Origin of the sequence: Achromobacter sp. ACM02 (assembly GCF_014851605.1) — a bacterium.
GTDB lineage: Bacteria > Pseudomonadota > Gammaproteobacteria > Burkholderiales > Burkholderiaceae_B > Achromobacter > Achromobacter aegrifaciens.
Map to the genome: position 1 here is coordinate 49,870 of NZ_JACUZY010000006.1, position 20,492 is coordinate 70,361.

The 20,492-nt window shown below is 66.4% G+C and carries 17 protein-coding genes; 2 read left to right on the top strand and 15 right to left on the bottom strand.

All coding sequences use genetic code 11. From position 1 onward, the window contains the following. Positions 1-58 precede the first annotated feature (58 nt). Genes IB258_RS19505 through IB258_RS19515 form a run of 3 tightly spaced genes read right to left on the bottom strand, consistent with a single transcriptional unit; the run spans position 59 to position 4,423 of the window. On the bottom strand, positions 59-1,261 hold the full coding sequence (locus IB258_RS19505; protein WP_054457647.1) for an ABC transporter substrate-binding protein: 1,203 nt from the start codon (positions 1,259-1,261) through the stop codon (positions 59-61). Between the two features lie 43 nt (positions 1,262-1,304). Next, positions 1,305-2,936 (bottom strand): GMC family oxidoreductase, encoded by a 1,632-nt coding sequence (locus IB258_RS19510; RefSeq protein ID WP_192353069.1) that lies wholly within the window; start codon positions 2,934-2,936, stop codon positions 1,305-1,307. Between the two features lie 17 nt (positions 2,937-2,953). Next, positions 2,954-4,423: an NAD-dependent succinate-semialdehyde dehydrogenase gene (locus IB258_RS19515; RefSeq protein ID WP_175182025.1), complete on the bottom strand. Its 1,470-nt coding sequence runs from the start codon at positions 4,421-4,423 to the stop codon at positions 2,954-2,956. Positions 4,424-4,615: 192 nt separating this feature from the next. Between IB258_RS19515 and IB258_RS19520 the strand changes: the two genes are divergently transcribed. After that, the gene (locus IB258_RS19520; RefSeq protein WP_054457650.1) at positions 4,616-5,506 is read left to right on the top strand and encodes a LysR substrate-binding domain-containing protein; all 891 of its coding nucleotides are present in this window, start codon (positions 4,616-4,618) and stop codon (positions 5,504-5,506) included. Positions 5,507-5,532: 26 nt separating this feature from the next. Here the strand turns inward: IB258_RS19520 and IB258_RS19525 are convergent, their stop codons facing one another. From IB258_RS19525 to IB258_RS19555, 7 genes are all read right to left on the bottom strand, one after another. Next, entirely contained in the window at positions 5,533-6,729 is a 1,197-nt protein-coding gene (locus IB258_RS19525; RefSeq protein WP_192353070.1) for an ABC transporter substrate-binding protein, read from the bottom strand. Positions 6,730-6,851: 122 nt separating this feature from the next. Further along, positions 6,852-8,084, bottom strand: coding sequence for a dihydrolipoamide acetyltransferase family protein (locus tag IB258_RS19530; RefSeq protein ID WP_192353071.1), 1,233 nt, complete (start codon positions 8,082-8,084; stop codon positions 6,852-6,854). A gap of 12 nt (positions 8,085-8,096) precedes the next feature. Further along, positions 8,097-8,798: a GntR family transcriptional regulator gene (locus tag IB258_RS19535; RefSeq protein WP_054457653.1), complete on the bottom strand. Its 702-nt coding sequence runs from the start codon at positions 8,796-8,798 to the stop codon at positions 8,097-8,099. A gap of 6 nt (positions 8,799-8,804) precedes the next feature. Then, positions 8,805-9,527 (bottom strand): SDR family NAD(P)-dependent oxidoreductase, encoded by a 723-nt coding sequence (locus tag IB258_RS19540; RefSeq protein WP_192353072.1) that lies wholly within the window; start codon positions 9,525-9,527, stop codon positions 8,805-8,807. Then, positions 9,511-11,721 carry a thiamine pyrophosphate-dependent enzyme gene (locus tag IB258_RS19545; protein WP_192353073.1) on the bottom strand — a complete coding sequence of 737 codons (2,211 nt, stop codon included), beginning with the start codon at positions 11,719-11,721 and terminating at the stop codon, positions 9,511-9,513. The genes IB258_RS19540 and IB258_RS19545 overlap by 17 nt, the downstream gene beginning before the upstream one ends. A 39-nt stretch (positions 11,722-11,760) precedes the next feature. Next, on the bottom strand, positions 11,761-12,534 hold the full coding sequence (locus IB258_RS19550; RefSeq protein ID WP_082401235.1) for an SDR family NAD(P)-dependent oxidoreductase: 774 nt from the start codon (positions 12,532-12,534) through the stop codon (positions 11,761-11,763). 171 nt (positions 12,535-12,705) lie between these two features. Beyond that, entirely contained in the window at positions 12,706-14,730 is a 2,025-nt protein-coding gene (locus IB258_RS19555) for a TonB-dependent receptor domain-containing protein (protein ID WP_370539849.1), read from the bottom strand. A 242-nt stretch (positions 14,731-14,972) separates the two neighbouring features. Here IB258_RS19555 and IB258_RS19560 point away from each other — a divergent pair, with 242 nt between their 5' ends. After that, a complete protein-coding gene (locus tag IB258_RS19560) occupies positions 14,973-15,680 on the top strand; it encodes a FadR/GntR family transcriptional regulator (protein WP_054457656.1) in 708 nt (235 codons plus the stop codon). A gap of 36 nt (positions 15,681-15,716) precedes the next feature. Here the strand turns inward: IB258_RS19560 and otnK are convergent, their stop codons facing one another. From otnK to IB258_RS19585, 5 genes are read right to left on the bottom strand one after another with little or no spacing between them, the layout of a single operon-like run. Continuing rightward, on the bottom strand, positions 15,717-16,973 hold the full coding sequence (gene otnK / locus IB258_RS19565) for a 3-oxo-tetronate kinase (RefSeq protein WP_192353075.1): 1,257 nt from the start codon (positions 16,971-16,973) through the stop codon (positions 15,717-15,719). Next, a complete protein-coding gene (gene ltnD, locus IB258_RS19570) occupies positions 16,970-17,878 on the bottom strand; it encodes an L-threonate dehydrogenase (RefSeq protein WP_125470487.1) in 909 nt (302 codons plus the stop codon). The genes otnK and ltnD overlap by 4 nt, the downstream gene beginning before the upstream one ends. 45 nt (positions 17,879-17,923) lie before the next feature. After that, positions 17,924-18,898: a D-erythronate dehydrogenase gene (gene denD / locus IB258_RS19575; RefSeq protein ID WP_192353076.1), complete on the bottom strand. Its 975-nt coding sequence runs from the start codon at positions 18,896-18,898 to the stop codon at positions 17,924-17,926. Next, positions 18,895-19,695: a 2-oxo-tetronate isomerase gene (gene otnI / locus IB258_RS19580; RefSeq protein ID WP_192353077.1), complete on the bottom strand. Its 801-nt coding sequence runs from the start codon at positions 19,693-19,695 to the stop codon at positions 18,895-18,897. Before otnI ends, denD begins: the two co-directional genes overlap by 4 nt. A gap of 14 nt (positions 19,696-19,709) precedes the next feature. After that, a complete protein-coding gene (locus IB258_RS19585; protein WP_175160850.1) occupies positions 19,710-20,348 on the bottom strand; it encodes an aldolase in 639 nt (212 codons plus the stop codon). Between the last annotated feature and the right edge of the window lie 144 nt (positions 20,349-20,492).

Consider the following 20,492-nt stretch of genomic DNA (forward strand, 5'->3'; position numbering starts at 1 on the left):
CGACTCCCCGGCGCGCCTCCGCGCACCGGGGAGAGATCTTTCTCGTTGCCGCGCCTTCTTACAGCTTCAGGTCTTCCGGCTTGATGGCGCGGGTGTATTCGTCATCCACCGACACCACCTTGCCGTCGATCCAGCGCACCAGGCGGAAGTCCTTCACCGACAGGGCTTCGTGGCTTTCCGCTGTGAACGGCTTCTCGTAGGTCTTGATGACGCCCTTGGCCTGCGCCAGGTTCTGCAGCGCGGCTTGCACGGCTTCGCCTTCGGTCGACTTGGCCTGCTCCATGGCGGCGGCAATGAGCTTGACCGAGTCATAGGCCTGCGCGGCCATGACGTAGGTCGGCACGCGGCCGTCGCGCTTCATCAGCGTGTCATACAGCGCCTTGGACTCGGGCGAGGAGTCTTCGGTGATCGAAGCCGTGAAGATCATCTTGCTGGCCAGCTCGGGACCCGCGATGCGCAGGAACGGCGAGCTCAGGTTGGCCCAGGAAGCCAGCGTGGTCGGGAAGTAGCTGATCTTCTCGAGGCTGCGCATGACGTGCGCGTTGGAATCCGCCAGCGCGTAGACGATCAGCGTGTCGGCGCCCGAACTCTTGATCTTGTTCAGCTGCGACGACATGTCCGTGTCCTTGGGACCGAACTTCTCGTTGGCCACGGGCGTGATCTTGTGCAGCGCCAGGATCTCGACCGCATCCTTGGCGCCTTGCTGGCCGTAGCCGGTGGTGTCGGCGATGATGGCGACCTTGCCGTTCTTGCTGGCGCGGGCGGCGTAGGCCGCCAGCAGCGCGATCTGGTCGCGGTCGCGCATGGACACGCGGAACACGTAGTTGGCGGGCGACTTGGCGTAGCGGCCGGTGATGTCGGTGGCGGTGGCCACGGGCGAGATCGTCGGAATCTTCTTCTGCTGCACCAGGTGCAGCCAGGCCAGCATGTTGCCGGAGTTGACTCCGCCCAGCATGGCGTTGACCTTGACGTTGTCGACCAGTTCGTTGGTGTTCTGGATGGCCTTGGGCGGCGCGCCAACATCATCGCGCTCGACGATGACGACCTTCTTGCCCAGCACGCCGCCAGCCGCGTTCAGCTCATCGGCCGCCTGGCGCGCGCCGGCCAGCGCGGAAATGCCGAAGTCCGCCGAGCCGGTGGCCGACATGTCGCTGTTGAAGCCGATCTTGATGTCGTCGGCCAGCGCGGCGCCGCTGGCGCCCGCCAGCGCCGCCGCCAGCAGCAGGGACTTCATGGTCTTGGGGAAATGCTTGAAGTACATCTTGTCTCCTTCTGGATCACTCTGGTGACCGCTGATTGGCAATTCAGGGTTGTTTGATGAGGTCGGCGGCCTTGTTGCCGATCATCATCGTGGCCGCGCAGATGTTGGCCGACGGCATGGCCGGCATCACCGAGGAATCGATGACGCGCAGATTGCCCACGCCGTGCACCCGCAACTGCGGGTCGACCACTGCGTACTTGTCATCGGCCTGGCCCATGCGGGCCGTGCCGTTGACGTGATACGACGACACGCCATAGCGGCGCGCGAAGTCCAGCAATTCGGAATCGGATTCGCACAGCGGACCGGGCAGCACTTCGCTGTCGAAATACTGCGAAAGCGCTTGCGAACGCAGCAGCTGACGCGCCAATCGGATGCCGCGTACCAGCGTCATCTGGTCGCGCTCGTTTTCGAGGTAGTTGGCCAGGATCACGGGGTCCTGCAGCGGGTCCGCCGAACGGATGCGCACCTGGCCGCGGCTCTCGGGCCGGTGCTGCCAGACGCCCGCGGTCATGCCGGGGAAGTCATCCAGCATGCCCACATAGCCTTCCTTGTAGCTGGCGGGCGTGAACACGCCCTGCAGGTCAGGCAAAGCGAGGTCAGGCGTGGACTTCCAGAAGTAATGCAGCAGCGACGGGCTCAGCGCCATGATGCTGGGACGCTTCATCATCCAGCGGCTGATCTGGCCGGCCAGGCTCAGGCCCTTGACCAGCTGGTTCATGGTCTGGCTGTTCTTCACGCGCGCCACGACCCGCACCGAATAGTGGTCGCTCAGGTTTTCCCCCACGCCCGGCAGGTCGCACACCACGTCGATGTTGTGCTGGCGCAGCAGGTCCGCCGGTCCCAGGCCCGACAGCTGCAGCAGCTTGGGCGTGTTGATTGCGCCGCAGGACACGATCACTTCGCGGCGCGCGCGCACTGCGCGGACCTGCGAAGGGTGGGCCGGGTGGCAATAGGCCACGCCAGCAGCCTTGCCGCCATCGAACAGGATGCGGGTTGCCTGCGCGTAGGTACGCACTTCCAGGTTCTTGCGGCCCATGGCGGGCTTGAGGAAGCACTTGGCCGTGCTCATGCGCCAGCCGCGGTCGATGGTGCGCTGGAAGTAGCCCACGCCGGCCTGATCCGCGCCGTTGTAGTCGGGGTTGCGCGGGATGCCCTGTTCCACCGCGCCGGCGATGAAGGCCTCGCACAGCGGGTGGATCCAGTCTATGTCCGTGACCGGCAGTTCGCCCTTGCGGCCGCGGTAGCGGTCGTCGCCGCCCATGCGCCGTTCCATGGACTTGAAGTACGGCAGCACCTCGTCATAGGACCAGCCGGTATTGCCCAGCGCGGCCCAGTGGTCGAAGTCCGCCGCCTGGCCGCGGTTGTAGACCAGGCCGTTGATGGAAGTAGACCCGCCCAAGGTTCGGCCCTGCGGAATCGGCACGCGCCGTCCGTTGGTCTGCGCCGTGCCTTCGCTGGAGAACTGCCAGGCGTACTTCTTGTTGAAGACCGCCTTGATGAAGCCGGCGGGTACGTGCAGGTACGGACTGCGGTCCGGCGGGCCGGCCTCCAGCACGCAGACCGTCGAGCCGTCCGCGCTCAGGCGGTTGGCCAGGATGGAGCCGGCCGCGCCGGATCCCACGATCACATAGTCGAACTGATCCGCGTCGCGGAGGGAAGGCTGTGCTTGGCTCATGTCTGGATCCGCGGGCGTCAGGGAATCGCGTTGAACGACTTGCCGGCAAGGCAGACGTACTTGATTTCCAGGAACTCTTCGATGCCGTACTTGGAACCCTCGCGGCCCACGCCCGACTCCTTGATGCCGCCGAAGGGGCCGACCTCATTGGACACGGCGCCGGTGTTCACGCCGACAATGCCGTATTCCAGCCCTTCCATCATGCGCCAGACCCGCTCCAGGTTGGCGGTGTAGAAATAGGCGGCCAGGCCCGAGGCACTATCGTTGGCGCGCGCCAGCACGGCGGCTTCGGATTCGAAGGTACTGATGCCCACCACCGGGCCGAAGATCTCTTCGTGCGCCAGCTCCATGGCATCCGTGATGCCGGCCAGCAGGGTCGGCTCATACAGCAGCGTGCCCGGCTCGCGCAGCTTGCCGCCCGCCAGGAGGCGCGCGCCGCGCGCCGTGGCGTCGTCCACCAGGCGGGCCACCTTGTCCACCGCGCGCTGGTCGATCAGCGGTCCTTGCGTAACGCCTTCTTCCAGCCCGCCGCCCACCTTCATGCGGCGCATTTCCGCCAGCAGCTTGTCGTTGAAGGCGTCTGCGACGCTGGCATGGACGTAGACGCGGTTGGCGCATACGCAGGTCTGGCCGGCGTTGCGGAACTTGGACTGCACCAGGCCTTGCACGGCCTCGTCCAGATCGGCGTCCTCGAACACGATGAAGGGCGCGTTGCCGCCCAGTTCCAGCGACAGCTTCTTGATGTTGGAAGCGCTTTGCTGCATCAGCAGCCGGCCCGTCTGGGTGGAACCGGTGAAGGTCAGCTTACGCACCGTGGGGTTCTGCGTCAGCTCCGTGCCGATGGGCGCGGGGTCGCCGATGACCACGTTGAGCACGCCGGGCGGGATGCCGGCCTGCTCGCCCAGCCAGGCCAGCGCCAGCGCAGTGAACGGCGTCAGCTCGGATGGCTTGAGCACCACCGTGCAACCGGCGGCCAGCGCCGGACTGACCTTGCGCGTGACCAGGGCCGAGGGAAAGTTCCAGGCGATGATCGCCGCGCACACGCCCACGGGTTGCCGGATGGCCAGCATGCGCTGGTCGCCGCGCGTATGGGGCAGCACGTCGCCATACACGCGCTTGGCTTCTTCCGCGAACCATTCGACGAAGGACAAGGCGTAATTCAGCTCGCCGCGGGCTTCGGCCAGCGGCTTGCCCTGCTCCAGCGTCAGCAGCAGCGCCAGGTCGTCGGCGTGCGCCTCGATCAGGGCATGCCATTTCCGCAGGATGGCGCCGCGCTCCTTGCCCGTCCTGGCCCGCCAGGCCGGCAGGGCGTCATCGGCGGCCGCGATGGCGCGGGCCGTCTCGGCCTGGCCCAGATTAGGCACCGTACCCAGCACGCTGGCGTCAAAGGGATTGCGCACCGTAATGGTGGCGCCATTGTCGGCGTCGCACCAGGCGCCGCCGATGTAGGCCTGCTGCCGCAGCAGCTGGCTATTCTGCAGATTCATTTGTCTCGCGCTCCATCCATCATGCTCCGCACGGTCCGCGCTGGGGGGCCGGGCGAAATTTTTTGGGGAGAATAGCCCTGGCGCCCGCCTGCGCAACAGCAGTCATTAGCGATGCCGCCATCACCATCCGCGATGACAAGCCTGCCCATGGCTACAATGGAACTTCTCGTCCGCTTTCCCGCCCGTCCCGCCATGCGTCTCGATCCCACCTCCCTCAAGCTCTTCATCAGCGTGGTCGAGCAAGGCACCATCGCCGCAGCGGCCGAACACGAGCACATCGCCGCGGCCGCCATCAGCAAGCGGATCAGCGAGCTGGAAGAGAACCTCAAGATCCGGCTGCTCATCCGCACCAACAAGGGCATCCGTCCCACGCCGGCCGGCGTCGCGCTGTCCACCATGGCGCGGCGCGCCCTGCACGAACTGGATGAAATCTCGGTCCACATGCGCGACTACTCGCGCGGCCTGCGGGGCTTCATCCGGGTGCACGCCAATATTTCCGCGATCACCCAGTTCCTGCCCCAGGACATCAAGCTCTTCCTGAACGACTACCCCAACGTGCAGGTCGACCTGGAAGAGAAAATCACCTCGACCATCATCAAGTCGGTCGCCGAAAACGCAGCCGACGTAGGCATCTTTTCCGGCACCGCGCCAGACCACGACGTGGAAATCCACCCCTACCGCGAGGACACGCTGGCGCTGGTGGTGCCCGCCGACCATCCCCTGCGGGACAGGCCGGGCTTTCGCTTCGCCGACGCGCTGGAACACGATTTCGTCGGCTTGCACCGCGGCAGCGCCATCAACCGCATCCTGTCCAACGCCGCCAGCGATGAAAAGCGCAACATCCAGCTCAAGGTGCAGGTCACCGGCTTCGACGCGCTGTGCTTCATGGTGAATTCGGGGCTGGGCATAGGCGTGCTGCCGCTGGACATCGCGCGCCGCTACTCGGCCATGTTCGACATCCGCATCATTCCCCTGACCGAACCCTGGGCGCGGCGCCAGATCCAGATCTGCGTGCGCTCCTTCGACGCCCTGCCCACGGCTGCCAAGCTCTTCGTGAACCACCTGAGCAAGCGCCAGCCCTGAACCCGGGCCGGCGCCTGCCTGCCACCCTACTGCTTGAGTTCGTCCGGCTTGATGCTGCGGCTGACTTCGTCGTCGACCGTGACCACCTTGCCATCGATCCAGCGCACCAGACGAAAATCGCGGTACGACAGCGCTTCGTGGTTTTCCTTGGTGAAGGCCGGCGCGTAGGTCTTGATCACGCCGTCTACCTTACCCAGCTTGTCCAGCGCCTGCTGCACCTTCTCGCCGTCGGTGGAATTGGCCTGCGTCATCGCCGCCGCCAGGATCTTGACCGAGTCATAAGCGTGCGCCGCGAACACATATGTCGGCAGCTTGCCGTCCTTCTTGATGATGGCGTCGTAGAGCGCGCGCGATTGCGGCGTGGAATCCTCGGTGATGGAGGCGGTGAAGATCATCTTCTTGGCCAGCTCCGGCCCCGCGATACGCAAGAACGGCGGACTGAGGTTGGCCCAGGAGCCGAGCGTGACCGGGAAGTAATTGATCTTTTCCTGGCTGCGCATCAGGTGGCCGTTGGCGTCAGCCAGCGCATACACGATGACCGTGTCCGCGCCCGCGGCCTTGATCTTGTTCAGCTGCGACGACATGTCCGTGTCCTTGGGACCGAACTTCTCGTTGGCCACGGGCGTGATGCCGTACAGGCTCAGCACATGCGCCGCATCCTTGGCGCCCTGCTGCCCGTACCCGGTGGTGTCGGCGATGATGGCGATCTTCTTGTTCTTGGTGGCCTTGGCGGCGTAGGCCGCCAGGAGCGTGATCTGGTCCAGGTCGCGCATGGACACGCGGAAGACGTAGTTGGCCGGCTCCTTGCCATAGCGGTTGGTGATCTCCGTGGCCGTGGCCGACGGCGAAATCGTCGGCACCTTCTTCTGCTGCACGATTTGCAGCCAGGCCAGCATATTGCCGGAGTTCACCCCACCCAGCATTGCCACGACCTTCTCGTTGTCCACGAGTTCGTTGGTGTTCTGGATCGACTTGGGCGGCGAACCCACGTCGTCGCGCGGCACGATGACCAGCTTGCGGCCCAGCACCCCGCCCGCCGCATTGATCTCCTCGGCGGCCTGCCGCGCCCCGGAGAGGGCCGACACGCCGAAGTCGGCGGAGCCGCTGGCGGACATATCGCTGTTGTAGCCAATCTTGATGTCGGCCTGCGCCCAGGCGCCCGGCGCCAGGGCCACGAAGGCCGCCGCGCAGGCAATGCGGATTAGCTGCTTCTGCTTACTCATTACTTTGTCTCCTGACTAGATGTAATGCTGCTTCGACTTGCTTCCGCCATCGGTCTGTGCGCCGTTCGCGGTCCACCCTGCGCGCTGATGCCGTGGAAATCGTCCAGGTCCCGCCCAGGACGCTAGAGAATCAATTCGATCGGATTCTCCAGCAATTGCTTTACCGCCCCCAGGAAGCGCGCGCCCAGCGCGCCGTCCACCACGCGGTGATCCGCCGACAACGTAAGGCTCATGACGTGGCCCACGCGGATGTCGTCGCCGTCGACCACCGGCTGCCTGACCACGGCGCCCGCGGCCAGGATGACGCTTTGGGGAGGGTTGATGATGGCGGCAAACTCGCGCACGCCATGCATGCCCAGATTCGACAGCGTGAGGCTGCCGCCTTCGTATTGTTCGGGTCGCAAACGGCCACGGCGCGCCTGTTCCGCCAACTGCGCGATCTCGGTGGAGAGCTCGCGCAGGGATTTCCGGTTCGCGTTGCGCACGATGGGCGTGATAAGTCCGGACTCCAGCGCCACGGCGATGCTCAGGTCCACCTGGCCCAGCTGCACGATGCCTTCGTCCGTCCATTGCGCATTGATGCCCGGGACTTGGCCGGCCGCCCGTGCCACCGCCATCGACAGCAGATCGTTAAGGGAATGGCGCATGGGCTCACGCGCAGACTCGCTGCGCGCATTCAATGCGGCACGGGCGGCCAGCAGCGCGTCCATGCGGCAATCCACCGTCAGGTAAAAGTGCGGCACCTGCTGCTTGGACTGCACCAGGCGGCGCGCGATGGTGGCGCGCATGGAACTGTGCGGCTGCAAGCCGGCGCTGGAGACCGGCACGGCGGGGGTAGCCCCGGATTGTGCGGATGCCGCGGCGGCATTCTCGATGTCGATCCGTACGATGCGGCCGTTCGGGCCGCTGCCGGAAAGCGTGTGCAGGTCCACGCCCAGCGCGCGCGCCAGGCGTCGCGCGGATGGGCTGGCGAACAGGCGCTGCTCAGCCAGGCCCGAACGATCCCCGGATGGCAGGTCGGCCGCAAGGGCAGGACGCGTGACGGCCTGGGGAGCCGCTGCTGGCGGGTTCGCGATTGCCGGCGGCGGACTGGCGGCCGGCTGCATCGCACCGCCCCGGCGCAGCAGCGTCGCGATGACGCCGCCTACCGGTACCTCGGCATCGCCCGCGGGCACATGGATGCGGTCCAGCACCCCATCGTCCAGGGCTTCCAGTTCTATGACGGCCTTGTCGGTCTCGATCTCGGCCAGGATATCGCCCACCTTGACCGTGTCGCCGGACTGCTTCAGCCACTGCAGTATCTTGCCCTGCGTCGTGCCCGCGCCTATGGCGGGCATCACGACCTCGATATCCATGTCTTACTCGCTCTATGTGTTGGCCAGATTGCCTGTCTTCTCGATGTACAGGGCTGCGTCCGATATGTCCGCCACGATGGCCGCGCGCGCAGCTTCGCCGTCGCGGCGCTTCAAGGCGTCCAGCAAGGCGGCGTGGTGGCTGAAGGATTCCCAGCTTTCGGACTTGCGGTCCTTGCTGCCCATGCTGAGTGAAAACAGCGGCGCGATCTGCAGCCAGATGTTCTCTATCATCGTGACCAACAGAGGCATTCCGGCCGCCTCATACAGCGTGAAATGCAGATTGCGGTTGGCCTCGATGGTCTTCAAGGTATCGATCTTGCGTTGATGCCCAAGTTTGTCGAACTCGTCGGCGTAGCGCTGTATGCGCGCCACGGTCGCATCCGTCATGATCTGGGCCGCCTCGGCCGCCGCGAAGCCTTCCATGCAGCAGCGGATGCGCACGATCTCGCGGAACTTGGTCAGGCCGGGCTTGGGCACGCGCAGGCCACGGCTGGGCAACATTTCCAACGCCCCTTCGGCGACAAGTTTGTTGACCGCTTCGCGTACCGGCATGGGACTGGTGTTAAGCACCGAGGCCAGCCCGCGCAAGGTGACTTTCTCTCCCGGCGGCACGGCGCCGCTCATCAGGAGTTCACGGGTCCGTTGATAGATCTGATCCGCGACGGTGACGCGTTCCTGCTTTTCGAGCAGGCCTTCCAGTGTGCTGTTGTCCATGTCGTCTCAATTCATGTAGACGCCACCGTTCACGTCCAGGGTGGCGCCGCAGATGTAGCTCGCGCCATCGGAACAGAGAAAGGCGATGGGCAAGGCGATTTCGCGAGGCCGGGCTATGCGCCGCAGCGGAATTCTATTCGCATCGAAGGCCTGCCCACGGGTCATTCCCGTCTCGGTCACGCCTGGCGCGACGCTATTGACGGTGACGGCGGAATCGGCCGCCTTGCGGGCCAGCCATTTGACGAAAGCCTGCGTGCCGCCCTTGGCCGCAACGTAGTGTGGACTGGCGGCCAGCCCTCCCATGCGCGCGGCGACGGAAGACACCAGCACCATGCGGCCGGCGCCCTGCGCGCTCATCTTCGCCAGCACGGCGCGCGTCAGGTGCATCAGCCCCAGCAGATTGACGTCGATGACATGGTGGAAGACCTCGTCCCAGCCCGCCTCGTGCCAGTCGTCCCAGGGGCAATAGCCCGCATTGGCCACCAGCGCGTCCAGGCGCCCGATGTCGGCCACGGCCGCCTCGGCGGCGGCCCGGTCCGTCACGTCGAAGGCGATGGCGCGCGCCGGCACGCCCTTGGCTTGCAACTGCGCAACCAGTTCCTGCGGTGGTTCGCGATCGGCCAGCACCAGCGATGCGCCCTGCTCGCCGCAGACTTCGGCGGTCGCGCGGCCGATGCCGCCGGCCGCGCCGGTGATCAACACGGTCTTGCCCTCAAGCGCGCGCGGCATGAGCTTGCTCCTGTTGGCCGACCGAGAGCGCACTGTCGGCCTGCATTTCACGAATCAGGGCGCGGATGTCGTCCTCTCCCGCCAGCGCCGCGCGCTCCAGCGCCTGCGACACCACGGGAGGCGCCCAGCGGCCGGTGACGCGCTTGACCGGCTGGTCCAGGTAGTCGAAGTAGCGCCGCTGGATCTCGTCGGCGATCAGCGCACCCAGGCTGGCGCCGCGCGTGGTCTGTTCGACGATGGCGACGCGCCCCGTCTTCATGACGGACCGGCCGATGGTTTCGTAATCAATGTCCCGCTGCGACAAGGTGCGCAGGTCGATGACGTCGGCGCGTATGCCCGCCTCTTCCACCATGCGGCAGCATTCATCCACCATGGTCAGGGTCGTCAGCAGCGTTATCTGGTCCCCCTCGCGTACGCGCTTGGCGCGGCCGATGGGGATGTAGTAGTCCAGGTCCTTGGGCACAGGCGTCTTGCGCTTGTGCAGCTGCTGCGGCTCGATGACCAGCACCGGGTCTTTGCAGCGCAGCGCCGAGTTCATCAGGCCCACGTATTCGAAAGCATTGGACGGCGCCACGATGCGCCACCCGGGAAACAGCGCGAACACGCCTGCCGGGTCCATGGAATGCTGCGAGCCATAGCCTTCCGGCCCGGGGATGCGCGCGCGCAGCACCAACGGCACTTCGGCCGTGCCATTGAACAAATGACGGATCTTGCCAGCCTGGTTCAGCAGCTGGTCGCCCGCCACCAGGAAGAAGTCGCTATACATCAGCTCGACCACGGGCTTCAGGCCCGACAGCGCTGCGCCGGTGGCCAGGCCGCAGAATCCGTTCTCAGTGATCGGAGTATTCACCAGCCGGCCGGCGTATGTCTCCGTCAGTCCGCGGGTGGCGCCCACGGTGCCCCCGCCCATGTTGGCCACGTCCTCGCCGAACACGTGGATTGTTTCGTCTTCGGCCATGCGCGCGCCCATGGCCCGCGAGATCGCCTCGATGTAGGACAGGGGTTCCATCTCTTCGGCGGCATAGTCCTCCGCCTCGGCGTAGCGCACGCCATCGAACTCCGACATGTCGCTATTGAGGTGTTCGTCCACGCTGGCCGCCGCCGGCCAAAGGCCGGCGCGTATGCGGGCCAACGAGCCTGCGCCTTCGATGCAGGAGGCGGCGGCCGTTTCCACCGCGTCCGTCACCGCGGCGTCGACGGCCGCCAACTCTTCCTCGCGCAGAATGCCGCGCGCCTTCAGTTCCTGTTGCAGGAACAGCCAGGGATCGCGTGCCTTCCACGCGTTTTCCTCTTCGCGCGTGCGGTAGCCGAAGGCGCTGCCCGGAATCGACGAACTCTGGTGGTAGTAACGGTACACCTCTGCCAGGACGAAGGCCGGGCGCCCGGTGCGGACGATATGGTCTTGCGCCCAGCGCGTGGCCAGCCAAGTGGCGAACGGGTTCATGCCGTCCACCTTGACTCCGGCGATGCCGTGGCCCTGCGGCCGGGTCAGCAATTCCGTCTCGAAAGTGGATTGCTCCACGCTCATGGAGACGGCGTACTTGTTGTTCTCCAGGAAGAAGATCATGGGCAGGCCGTACAGCGCCGCCAGGTTCATGGCTTCGTGGGTGGCGCCCTGGTGCACCGCGCCATCGCCGAAAAACGTGACCATGGTCTTGCCCGAGCCACGCTGCTTTTCCGCGTAGGCGTGGCCGCAAGCGATGGGAATGCCGCCCGCGACGATGGCATTCGTGCCCATGATGCCGAGCTCCGCGCGGCGCAGGTGCATGGAACCGCCACGGCCGCCGGTCCAGCCGTCCTTCAAACCCAGGATCTCGTGCATCATTCCCTGGATTTCCTGGCGCATGCGCAGCGTCAGGCCGGCCGCGGAGGGGTCCAGGTCGCCGTCGTAGAGCGCGTTGATGGCCTTGGCAATGCACTGGTGATGCGCGCGGTGCGTGCCATTCATCAGCGTGTCGACGGGCAATGCGGCGATACAACCGGCCGCGGCGCCTTCCTGGCCGATGCTGGAATGCGCCGGCCCGTGCACCAGGTTCAGCTTGTCCAGCTGCAGGATTTTTTCCTCGAAGCGGCGCGCGGCCAGGAACAGCGTCGTCAGGCGCAGGGCCTCGGCGCGTGTCAGCTGCGCCCAGTCGCTCTCTTCCACCACCAGTTCGTGCACCGGCGTCTTCTGCCGGACTTCTTCGAGTTGCATGCCGTCCCCTCGTTGTGCTTTGCGGCCGCCGCGCGGCGTTCAGATATGCGCGGTCACGCCGCCGTCCACCACCACGCTGGCGCCCGTCATGAAGTCGGACGCGGCGCTGGCCAGGAACAGGGCGGGTCCGACCATGTCTTCCGGTTCGCCCCAGCGGCCCATGGGCGTGGTCGCCACGACGCGTTCCGCGTGGCCAGGAATGTCTACCCGCGCCTGGCGCGACAGCGCCGTGTCGATCCAGCCGGGCTGGATCACGTTGACGGTGATGCCATCGGCCGCCCAGGCGCAGGCCAACGAACGGGTCAGCTGCAGCACCCCTCCCTTGCTGGCCGAATAGGCCGCGGTCATGGCGTTGGACGCCAGTGCCAGGATGGAGCCGATGTTGATGATCTTGCCCTTGCGGCGCGCCTGCATGGATGCGTGCACGGCCTGGCACATATTGAAGCTGCCCTTCAGATTGATGTCGATAATACGGTCCCAGACGTCTTCGGCGTACTGCTCCGGACGCATGCGGGTATTGACGCCGGCGCAGTTCACCAGCACGTCCACCCCGCCGAAGGCGGCCACCGCCTCGTCCACCACCGCGGCGCACGCGGCGCGATCCTCCACCTGCAGCGCGTAGCTTCCGGTCTTGGCGCCGGATCCGCGCAACTCGGACGCCAGCGCGTCGAGCTTTTCCCCCGCCAGGTCGGTCAGCACCAGCGTCGCGCCCGCCTGGGCATACGCCCGGCTGAGCGCGGCGCCGATACCGCCTGCCGCGCCGGTGATCAAGACAATCCTGCCTTCGAGATCGAACAGTTCGTGCTGGGCCATGCTGCGTCCCTTGTTTGCTATTTTTGATATGTGATCACAAATCAAATTCTAGGAACGGCTTTGAAGGCCGTCAACATGCCTGCCATCGGGGTCTACCCGTAGAACGAAAAAAATGGCGGAACGGGGACATGCCCATTCCGCCTTGGAGGCATCCGCCAATGGCTGGAAAAATCAATACGTCATGCGCACGCCCAGCAGCACGCTGCGCCCGGGCAGCGGCGCCACCGTCGAAATGAAGGACGCGTGGTTGTACGCCAGCTTGTTCAGCAGATTCGTGCCGCGCAGGTAGACCTCATAGCCCGTGGCGCCATATTGGCCGCGGTAGGCCACCACCGCATTGACCATGTTGTAGCCAGGCGTGGTCTCCTCGTAGGCAGCGATGTCCTTCTGCGCAAACACGCGCGCGTACTCGACGCCGCCCGACCACTGCTGCCACTTCATATCCGCGCGCACGCCGGCGCGCGCTGCCGGGATGCGCGGCAGGTTGCCATCGCCGCCCGTCAGCTTGCCGCGCACGTAGTCGCCGAATACCGCAGCCGAAAACACCGGGGTGAACTGGTGGCGCAGTTCGCCCTCCACGCCCGTGAACTCTGCGTCGCGCTGGGTGTACTCGATCAGACGAAAGTCTTCGTAGCGGTCCAGCGTGTTGGCATAGATGTAGTTCTTCACGCGATTGTGGAACACGCTGGCCGAGAACGTCGTGTCGCCCGAATGCTTGCGCAGGGTCAGGTCGATGTTGTGCGAGGTCTCGCGGCCCAGGTTCGGATTGCCCAGTTCGTAGGTGTTGGTGGCCAGGTGCACGCCGTCCGCATACAGTTCTTGCGCGGTGGGCAGGCGCTGCGAGCGCGACAGGGACAGGGCCACCGAATACTGCGGCGCGAAGTCCCAGATGGCCGCGGCCGACAAGGACGTGCCGGACAGGCTGCTGCGCTGCGCGCCGCCCGTGGGCGAGATGCGCTGCCAGTCCTGCCGCGCGCCCAGTTCGAAGCGCCAGTCGTTCAACTGGTACTCCTCCAGCACGAACAGGCCATAAGAGCGCGTCTTGCTGCGCGGCAGGAACGCCTCTTCGCCATCGGCGCGGAAATCGCTGTAGGCATTCTGCACGCCCACCACGCCGCGCCAGCCTGCGATGGGCTTGTGCTGCATTTCCACGCGCAGGTCGTAGCCCTTGTTCTTGAAGCGAGTGCCCACCTCGCCGCCTTCGATTTCGTCGTGCTGGTAGTCGGTCAGGCCGCCGCGCACGCGGATTTTCTCGAAGCCCGCAAATGGATCCTGGTACTCGGCGCGCAGATCGAGGCGGTTGCTGCGCAGCTTCACGTAAGGCACGCCGCCGTGTTCGTGCTCATGGTCGTGATCGTGGCCGTCTTCGTCGTGGTCATGATCATGGCCGCCGCAATGCAGATGAGTACCGTGCGGGTGGCAGCCTTCGTATTCGTGGTTATGTCCGGGCAGGCCGTACTTGCTTTCCAGATGCGTGAACGCCAGGCCGACGTAGCCGCGCGGCGTGATCCAGGACATGCCCACCGTGCCCTGCGTCGACTCGCTGTACGAACCTTCCAGCTTGCCGCCCGGCCAATCCGGCACGTCATAGTCGCTGGTGCGGCGCTTCAGGCCTTCCACGCGCACCGCGAACTGTCCTTCGCCCGCGGTGATACCCACCGCACCCGCACGTTCCTTGGTGCCCGTGGCGCCGCGCAGCTCGGCCTCGGCTTCTATGCCTTTTTCCGGCACCGCCGTCGGGATCTTCTTGTCCACCACATTGACCACGCCGCCGATCGCGCCGCCCCCATACAGCAGCGTTGCCGGACCGCGCAGCACTTCGATGCGTTCAGCCAATAGCGGCTCCACCGTCACCGCATGGTCAGGAGAGATGCTGGACGCGTCCATCACCTCGGAGCCGTCGGACAGCACCTTTACCCGCGGCGCAGTCTGGCCGCGGATCACGGGGCGGCTGGCGCCGCCGCCGAAGGTGTCGCTGTTTACGCCGGGCAGGTTCTTCAGCGTGTCGCCCAGGGTGCCGTTGCGCTGCTCGATCAGCGCGTCGCCTTCCAGCACCGAGGCCGGCAAGGTGGTGCTGTTCAGGTCCAGCCCCAGCGGGTTGGCGGAAACCGTGATCGGCGCCAGCGTCCTGGCGGCCGAGCGTGCCGCCGCGGCTTCCGCGGCTTCGTCGGCCTGCGCGGCGGGCGCGGCCAGCATCAGCGCGCAGACCAGGGGCTTCAGCGCACCCCGGCGGCCCGCCCGCAGGGCAACCCTGCCGCCGCGTTCCCTCTGCCACCCCAGTTTCTTGCCATTCATCATCGCCCTCTTTCAAATGTTATAACGTACCAAATAATTGACGAATGATATAACATTTCGAAAATGACGCAAGCTTGCAGACGCAGTGAATGTGCCGCTGCCGCTCATGGCCGGGCCGGCACGGGCGCGCGTATCATAGGGCGATGGTGTTCCCCCGACTTCCGACTCCTCCCACGCTGACCGACACCGTCGCCAAGCGCCTGCTCGCCGAGATCGACGGAGGTCGCGTGCCGCCCGGGGAAAAATTGCCCACGGAAAGCGCGCTGGCGGAGCAGTTCGGCGTCAGCCGCACGGTCATCCGCGAAGCGGTTTCGCGGCTGCGGCAGGACGGCATCGTCGAAGCGCGGCAAGGCAGCGGCGTGTACGTCACCGGCCACGCCGGCAACCGCGCTCTGCGCATCGACGCCGCCGATCTGTCCTCGCTGGACGCCGTGCTGCATATCGTGGATCTGCGCCGCGCGCTGGAAACCGAGATCGCCGCGCAGGCCGCGGCAGTGCGGAAAAAGCAGGACATGGCGGAGATCGACGCCGCGCTGGCCGCCATTTCGCAGGCTGTGGAAAACGGCGGCGACGGCGTGCAGGAAGACGTCGCCTTCCATCGCAGCATCGCCCGCGCCACCGGCAACCCCTATTTCCTGACAACCCTGGCCTTCGTCAGCCAGTTCCTGGAAGCGGCCACGCGCGTCACGCGCGCCAACGAGGCGCGCCACGCCAGCCTGATGCGCGACGTACTGCAGGAACACATCGCCATCGTCGAAGCCATACGCGGCAGGGACGTGGACGGCGCGCGCGAGGCCGCGCGCATCCATATGGTGAATGCGGCCAAGCGGTTGAGCCAGGCGCACCGCTAGACGGGAGCGCCGCGGCGCATGCGCTGCGGCCGGCGCCTAGCCGAATGCCTTGATGAAGAAATCCCGCGTGCCGAAGTTGCCTGATTTCAGCGCGATGCTGATGTCGCCTTGTGCCGCGGGCGCATGACCGGAGCACCAGGGAACGCCGGGATCGATCTGCTCACCGATGGCGATCTGCTGCAGTCCCAACGCCTGCACCACCGCCCCCGAGGTCTCGCCGCCCGCCACGATCAGTTGCCGCACGCCGCGTTCGACCAGACCCGCCGCGATGCGCGCGATGGCGTCCTCGATCATGGCGCCCGCGCGCGCAGCGCCAAGTTCGCTCTGCGCCTGCCTCACCTGCGCGGGCTGCGCGGTGGAGTAGATCAGCACGGGGCCATCGTGCATGCGCGCATCGGCCCAAGCCAGCGCCTCGCCCACGACGTCGTGACCCGCAGCCAGCCGCCGCGGATCCAGCGCCAACGCCGGCCGGCCGCTTTCAATGAATGCAGCCACCTGGCCATTGGTTGCCGCCGAGCAACTGCCCGCCACCACCGCCTGCAAGCCGCGCTGGCGCGGTTGCCGGGCGTCCGCGGACGCCGCCGCCAGCCCCCAGTTGCCGGGCAGTCCGATCGCCACGCCCGACCCCGCCGTCACCAGCGGCATGCCGGCAAGCGCGGGGCCCAAGGCCAGCAGGTCGTCATTGGACACGGCGTCCACGATGGCGATCCCCACACCCTGCGCCTGCAACTCTTGAATGCGGGCGCGGATGGCCTCGCTACCGCGCGCCACGACGCTGTAGTCGATCAACCCGACTCGGCGGGAAGTCTGCGCGGACAGAACGCGCACCAGATTCGGGTCGGTCATGGGCGTCAGCGGATGGTGCTGCATGCCCGATTCGTTCAGCAGCACATCCCCTGCGAACAGATAGCCTTTGAACACCGTGCGCTTGTTGTCCGGAAAGGCCGGCGTGGCGATGGTGAAATCCGTGTCCAGCCGCGTCATCAGCGCATCGGCGACCGGCCCGATGTTGCCCTCGGGCGTGCTGTCGAAAGTGGAGCAATACTTGAAGTAGATCTGTTCCGCGCCCTGCGCCAGCAGCCACTCCAGCGCCGCCAGCGACTGCGCGACGGCCTCGGCCGCGGGCAGCGTGCGGGTTTTCAGCGCGACCACCACCGCATCCGCCGCGCCGCGCAGGGGTTCGCCCGGTATGCCTATGGTCTGCACGGTGCGCATGCCGGCGCGCACAAGGTTGTTGGCCAGATCGGTGGCGCCGGTGAAGTCATCGGCGATGCAGCCCAGTTTGATGCTCATTTGGCCTCCGGCAGGGCGATGCCCGGGAATATCTTGATCACCGCGCTGTCGTCCTCGCGGCCGTGGCCGGCGCTGGAGGCCTGCATGAACATCTGATGCGCGGTGGAGGCCAGCGGCAAGGGAAAGCGGGTATGCCGGGCGGTGTCCAGCACCAGCCCCAGGTCCTTGACGAAGATGTCGACCGCGGAGAGCGGCGTGTAGTCGCCGGCCAGCACATGGGCCATGCGGTTCTCGAACATCCAGCTATTGCCCGCGCTATGCGTGATCACTTCATACAGGGCGTCCGCGTCCACGCCTTCGCGCAGTCCCAGCGCCATGGCCTCGGCCGCCGCTGCGATGTGCACGCCCGCCAGCAACTGGTTGATGATCTTGACCTTGCTGCCCGCGCCGGCGCGGTCGCCCAGGCGGTAGACCTTGCCGGCCATGGATTCCAGCACCGCGCCGCAGGCGTCATAGGCCGCCGCGCGCCCGGCGGTCATCATCGTCATCTCGCCCGAAGCCGCGCGCGCGGCGCCGCCCGAGATGGGCGCGTCCAGGTACAGGATGCCCTGCGCTTCGAGCCGCGCCTCCAGCGCGATGGACCAATTGGGATCCACGGTGGAACACATCACGAACACCGCCCCCGGGCGCAGTGCGGCGGCAAGGCCGCCTTCCCCGTACAGCACCTCCTCGGTCTGCTGGGCGTTGACGACCACGCTGATGACGATGTCGCAGGCGGCCGCCATGTCGGCCAGGGTGGCGCAGGCCACGCCGCCCTGCACCGCGAATGCCGCGCAAGCTTCCTTGCGGATGTCGTACACGTGCACGTCGTGGCCCGCCCGGCGCAGGCTTTGCGCGATGCCCGCGCCCATGGCGCCCAGGCCGATGACGCCGACGCGGCGGGATGGGGTTTGAGGATTGCTCATATCGTTGGCGGCCCGGCTACGGTAGGAATGGAGAGCTGCCGGCGCTCAGCGCGGCAGGTCGTCGGCCATGTAGGCGCGGATGATGTCCGCGAAGTCAGCGTCACCGCGCAGGCCCAGGCGCTCGGCCCGAGCGGTGTCCCAGCGTCCAGGCCAGCTGCCCACGATGCGCTCGACGCGCTCGTCAGGCTTCCAGCCGACACGGCCGGCGACCTCCTCGCCCGCGACCTCTCCCAGCGCTTGCACCATTTCGCTTGCCGTGACCGACACGCCAGGCAAATTGATGGGAGCACGGTCCGCGACGGCGGCCGTCTCGAGCTCGCAGCCGGCGATCAGGGCCTGTATCGCGCCGCGCGGCGACAGCAGCCACAGGCGTGTGTCGGCGCTGACCGGGCAGGCGGCCTCCAAGCCGTTCAAAGGTTCGCGGATGATGCCGCTGGCAAACGACGACGCCGCCGCATTGGGCCGCCCCGGACGCACGCTGATGGTGGGCAGGCGCAGCACGCGCCCGTCCACGTAGCCGCGCCGCGTGTAGTCCGCCAGCAGCAGTTCGGCAATGGCCTTCTGCGTGCCGTAGGACGATTGGGGATTGAGCGCGGTATCGTCGCGCACGGTGTCGGGCAGCGCGCCGCCGTACACCGCGACCGAACTGGTGAAGATTACCCGCGGCTTGTGGCCCAGCGCGCGGCAGGTTTCGAGCAGCGCGCGCGACGCGTCCAGGTTGATGCGCATCCCCAGGTCGAAGTCCGCCTCCGCCTGCCCGCTGACGATGGCGGCCAGATGGAAGATGGCGCGGGTTTGCGTGTCAATGGCCTGCCGCAGCATCGCGGGGTCGGCGATATCGCCAAGCTGCGCATGGATGCGCGGATCATCCGGCCCCTGCGCCTGCACCACATCCAGCAGGTCGATCCGCGTGATGGCTTCGGGCTTGCCGCCATCCAATGCCAGCGTGCCGCGCTCCAGCAGCTTGCGGGCCAGGCGCTGCCCCAGGAATCCGGCGCCGCCGGTGATGAGTATCTTCATATCGCGGTATGCCCCGTGTGTGTCAGATAGGGCCGGGCCCAGCCCAGCCCGGCGGAGGTGCCGGCCCGGGGCCGGTATTCGCAACCGATCCAGCCGGCATAACCCAACGCATCGATCTGTTCGAACAGATATGGATAGTTCAGCTCTCCCAGGTCCGGCTCGTGGCGGTCGGGCACGCCCGCGATCTGGATGTGGCCGATGCCCGCCATGTCGCGCTTGAGCTTGACCGCGATATCGCCTTCCACGATCTGGCAGTGGTAGATGTCGAACTGGACTTTCAGATTGTCTGCGCCGACTTCGGCACAGACGGCTTGGGCCTCGTCCTGGCGGTTGAGAAAGAATCCCGGAATGTCGCGCGTGTTGATCGGCTCGATCACCACCGTCACGTCGGCGGATGCCGCAGCGCGCGCGGCCCACGCAAGGTTCTCCAGATAGACCGCGCGATGCGCCGCGCGGTCCTGTCCGGGCTGTATCAGCCCAGCCATCAGATGCAGCTTGCGGTTGCCCAGCGCAGCGGCATATTCCAAGGCTTGGTCGACTCCGCGCCGAAACTCGCTTTCACGGCCTGGCAGCGAGGCTGTGCCGCGCTCGCCCGCGGCCCAAGCGCCGGGCGGCGCGTTGAACAGCGCCTGGGTCAACCCTTGCGCTTGCAGCCGCGCCTTGAGTTCGACGGCCGGGTACTCGTAGGGAAACAGGAACTCCACTCCCGCGAATCCGTCCCCCGCGGCCGCGGCAAACCGGTCCAGGAAAGGATGCTCGGTGTACATCATGCTGAGATTGGCGGCCAGGCGCGGCATCGCGATTCCTTGATTCAATAGCGCGCGCCGAACACGTCGCGCAGTTCGTCGATCGCCGCCGCGCTCAATGGCGCCGGCCGGGGATCGCTCATCAGCCACAGGCGGGCGGTTTCTTCCAGTTCTTCCAGCGCGTAAGCCGCATGCGCCACGGAACGCTCCCACACCACCGGCCCCAGGCGCTCGAATAGCGCCCCGCGCACCTCGCCGGCCACGGCGGCGACCTCGGCTGCGGCCTGCGGATCGCCGGGACGGCGATAGGGGATCAGCGGAATCCTGCCGACCTTCATGACCTGATAGGGCGTGATCGGCGGCAGCACTTCATCGGGCCGCCATACGCCCGCGAGCGTCAGCGCCACCAGATGCGTGGAATGCGTATGCACGATGCCGCGAGCGCCGGGACTGGCCTGGTAGATGCCGCGATGCAGCTCCAGCGTCTTGGACGGCTTGCCGCCCGAAACATGCCTGCCCGCCGCATCGACCTTGGACAGTTGGACGGGATCCAGCCTGCCCAGGCAGGCATCGGTCGGCGTGATCAGCCAGCCATCGTCCAGGCGCGCGCTGATGTTGCCGGCGGCGCCCACGGTATAGCCACGGTTGTAGAGGCTGGCGCCGACGGCGCAGATCTCTTCGCGGATGCGGGATTCTTCGGTCATGGACGCCCGCCGGCCGGACAAGGGGCGAGCATGCGTAATGTGGATGCCAAGGGCATGACGACGTTGCCTTCCAAGAGTGAAGTCATAATGTCATCATACAAATTTGCCGTAAAGCACAGTGCCAGGGTAAACACTGAGCGATAG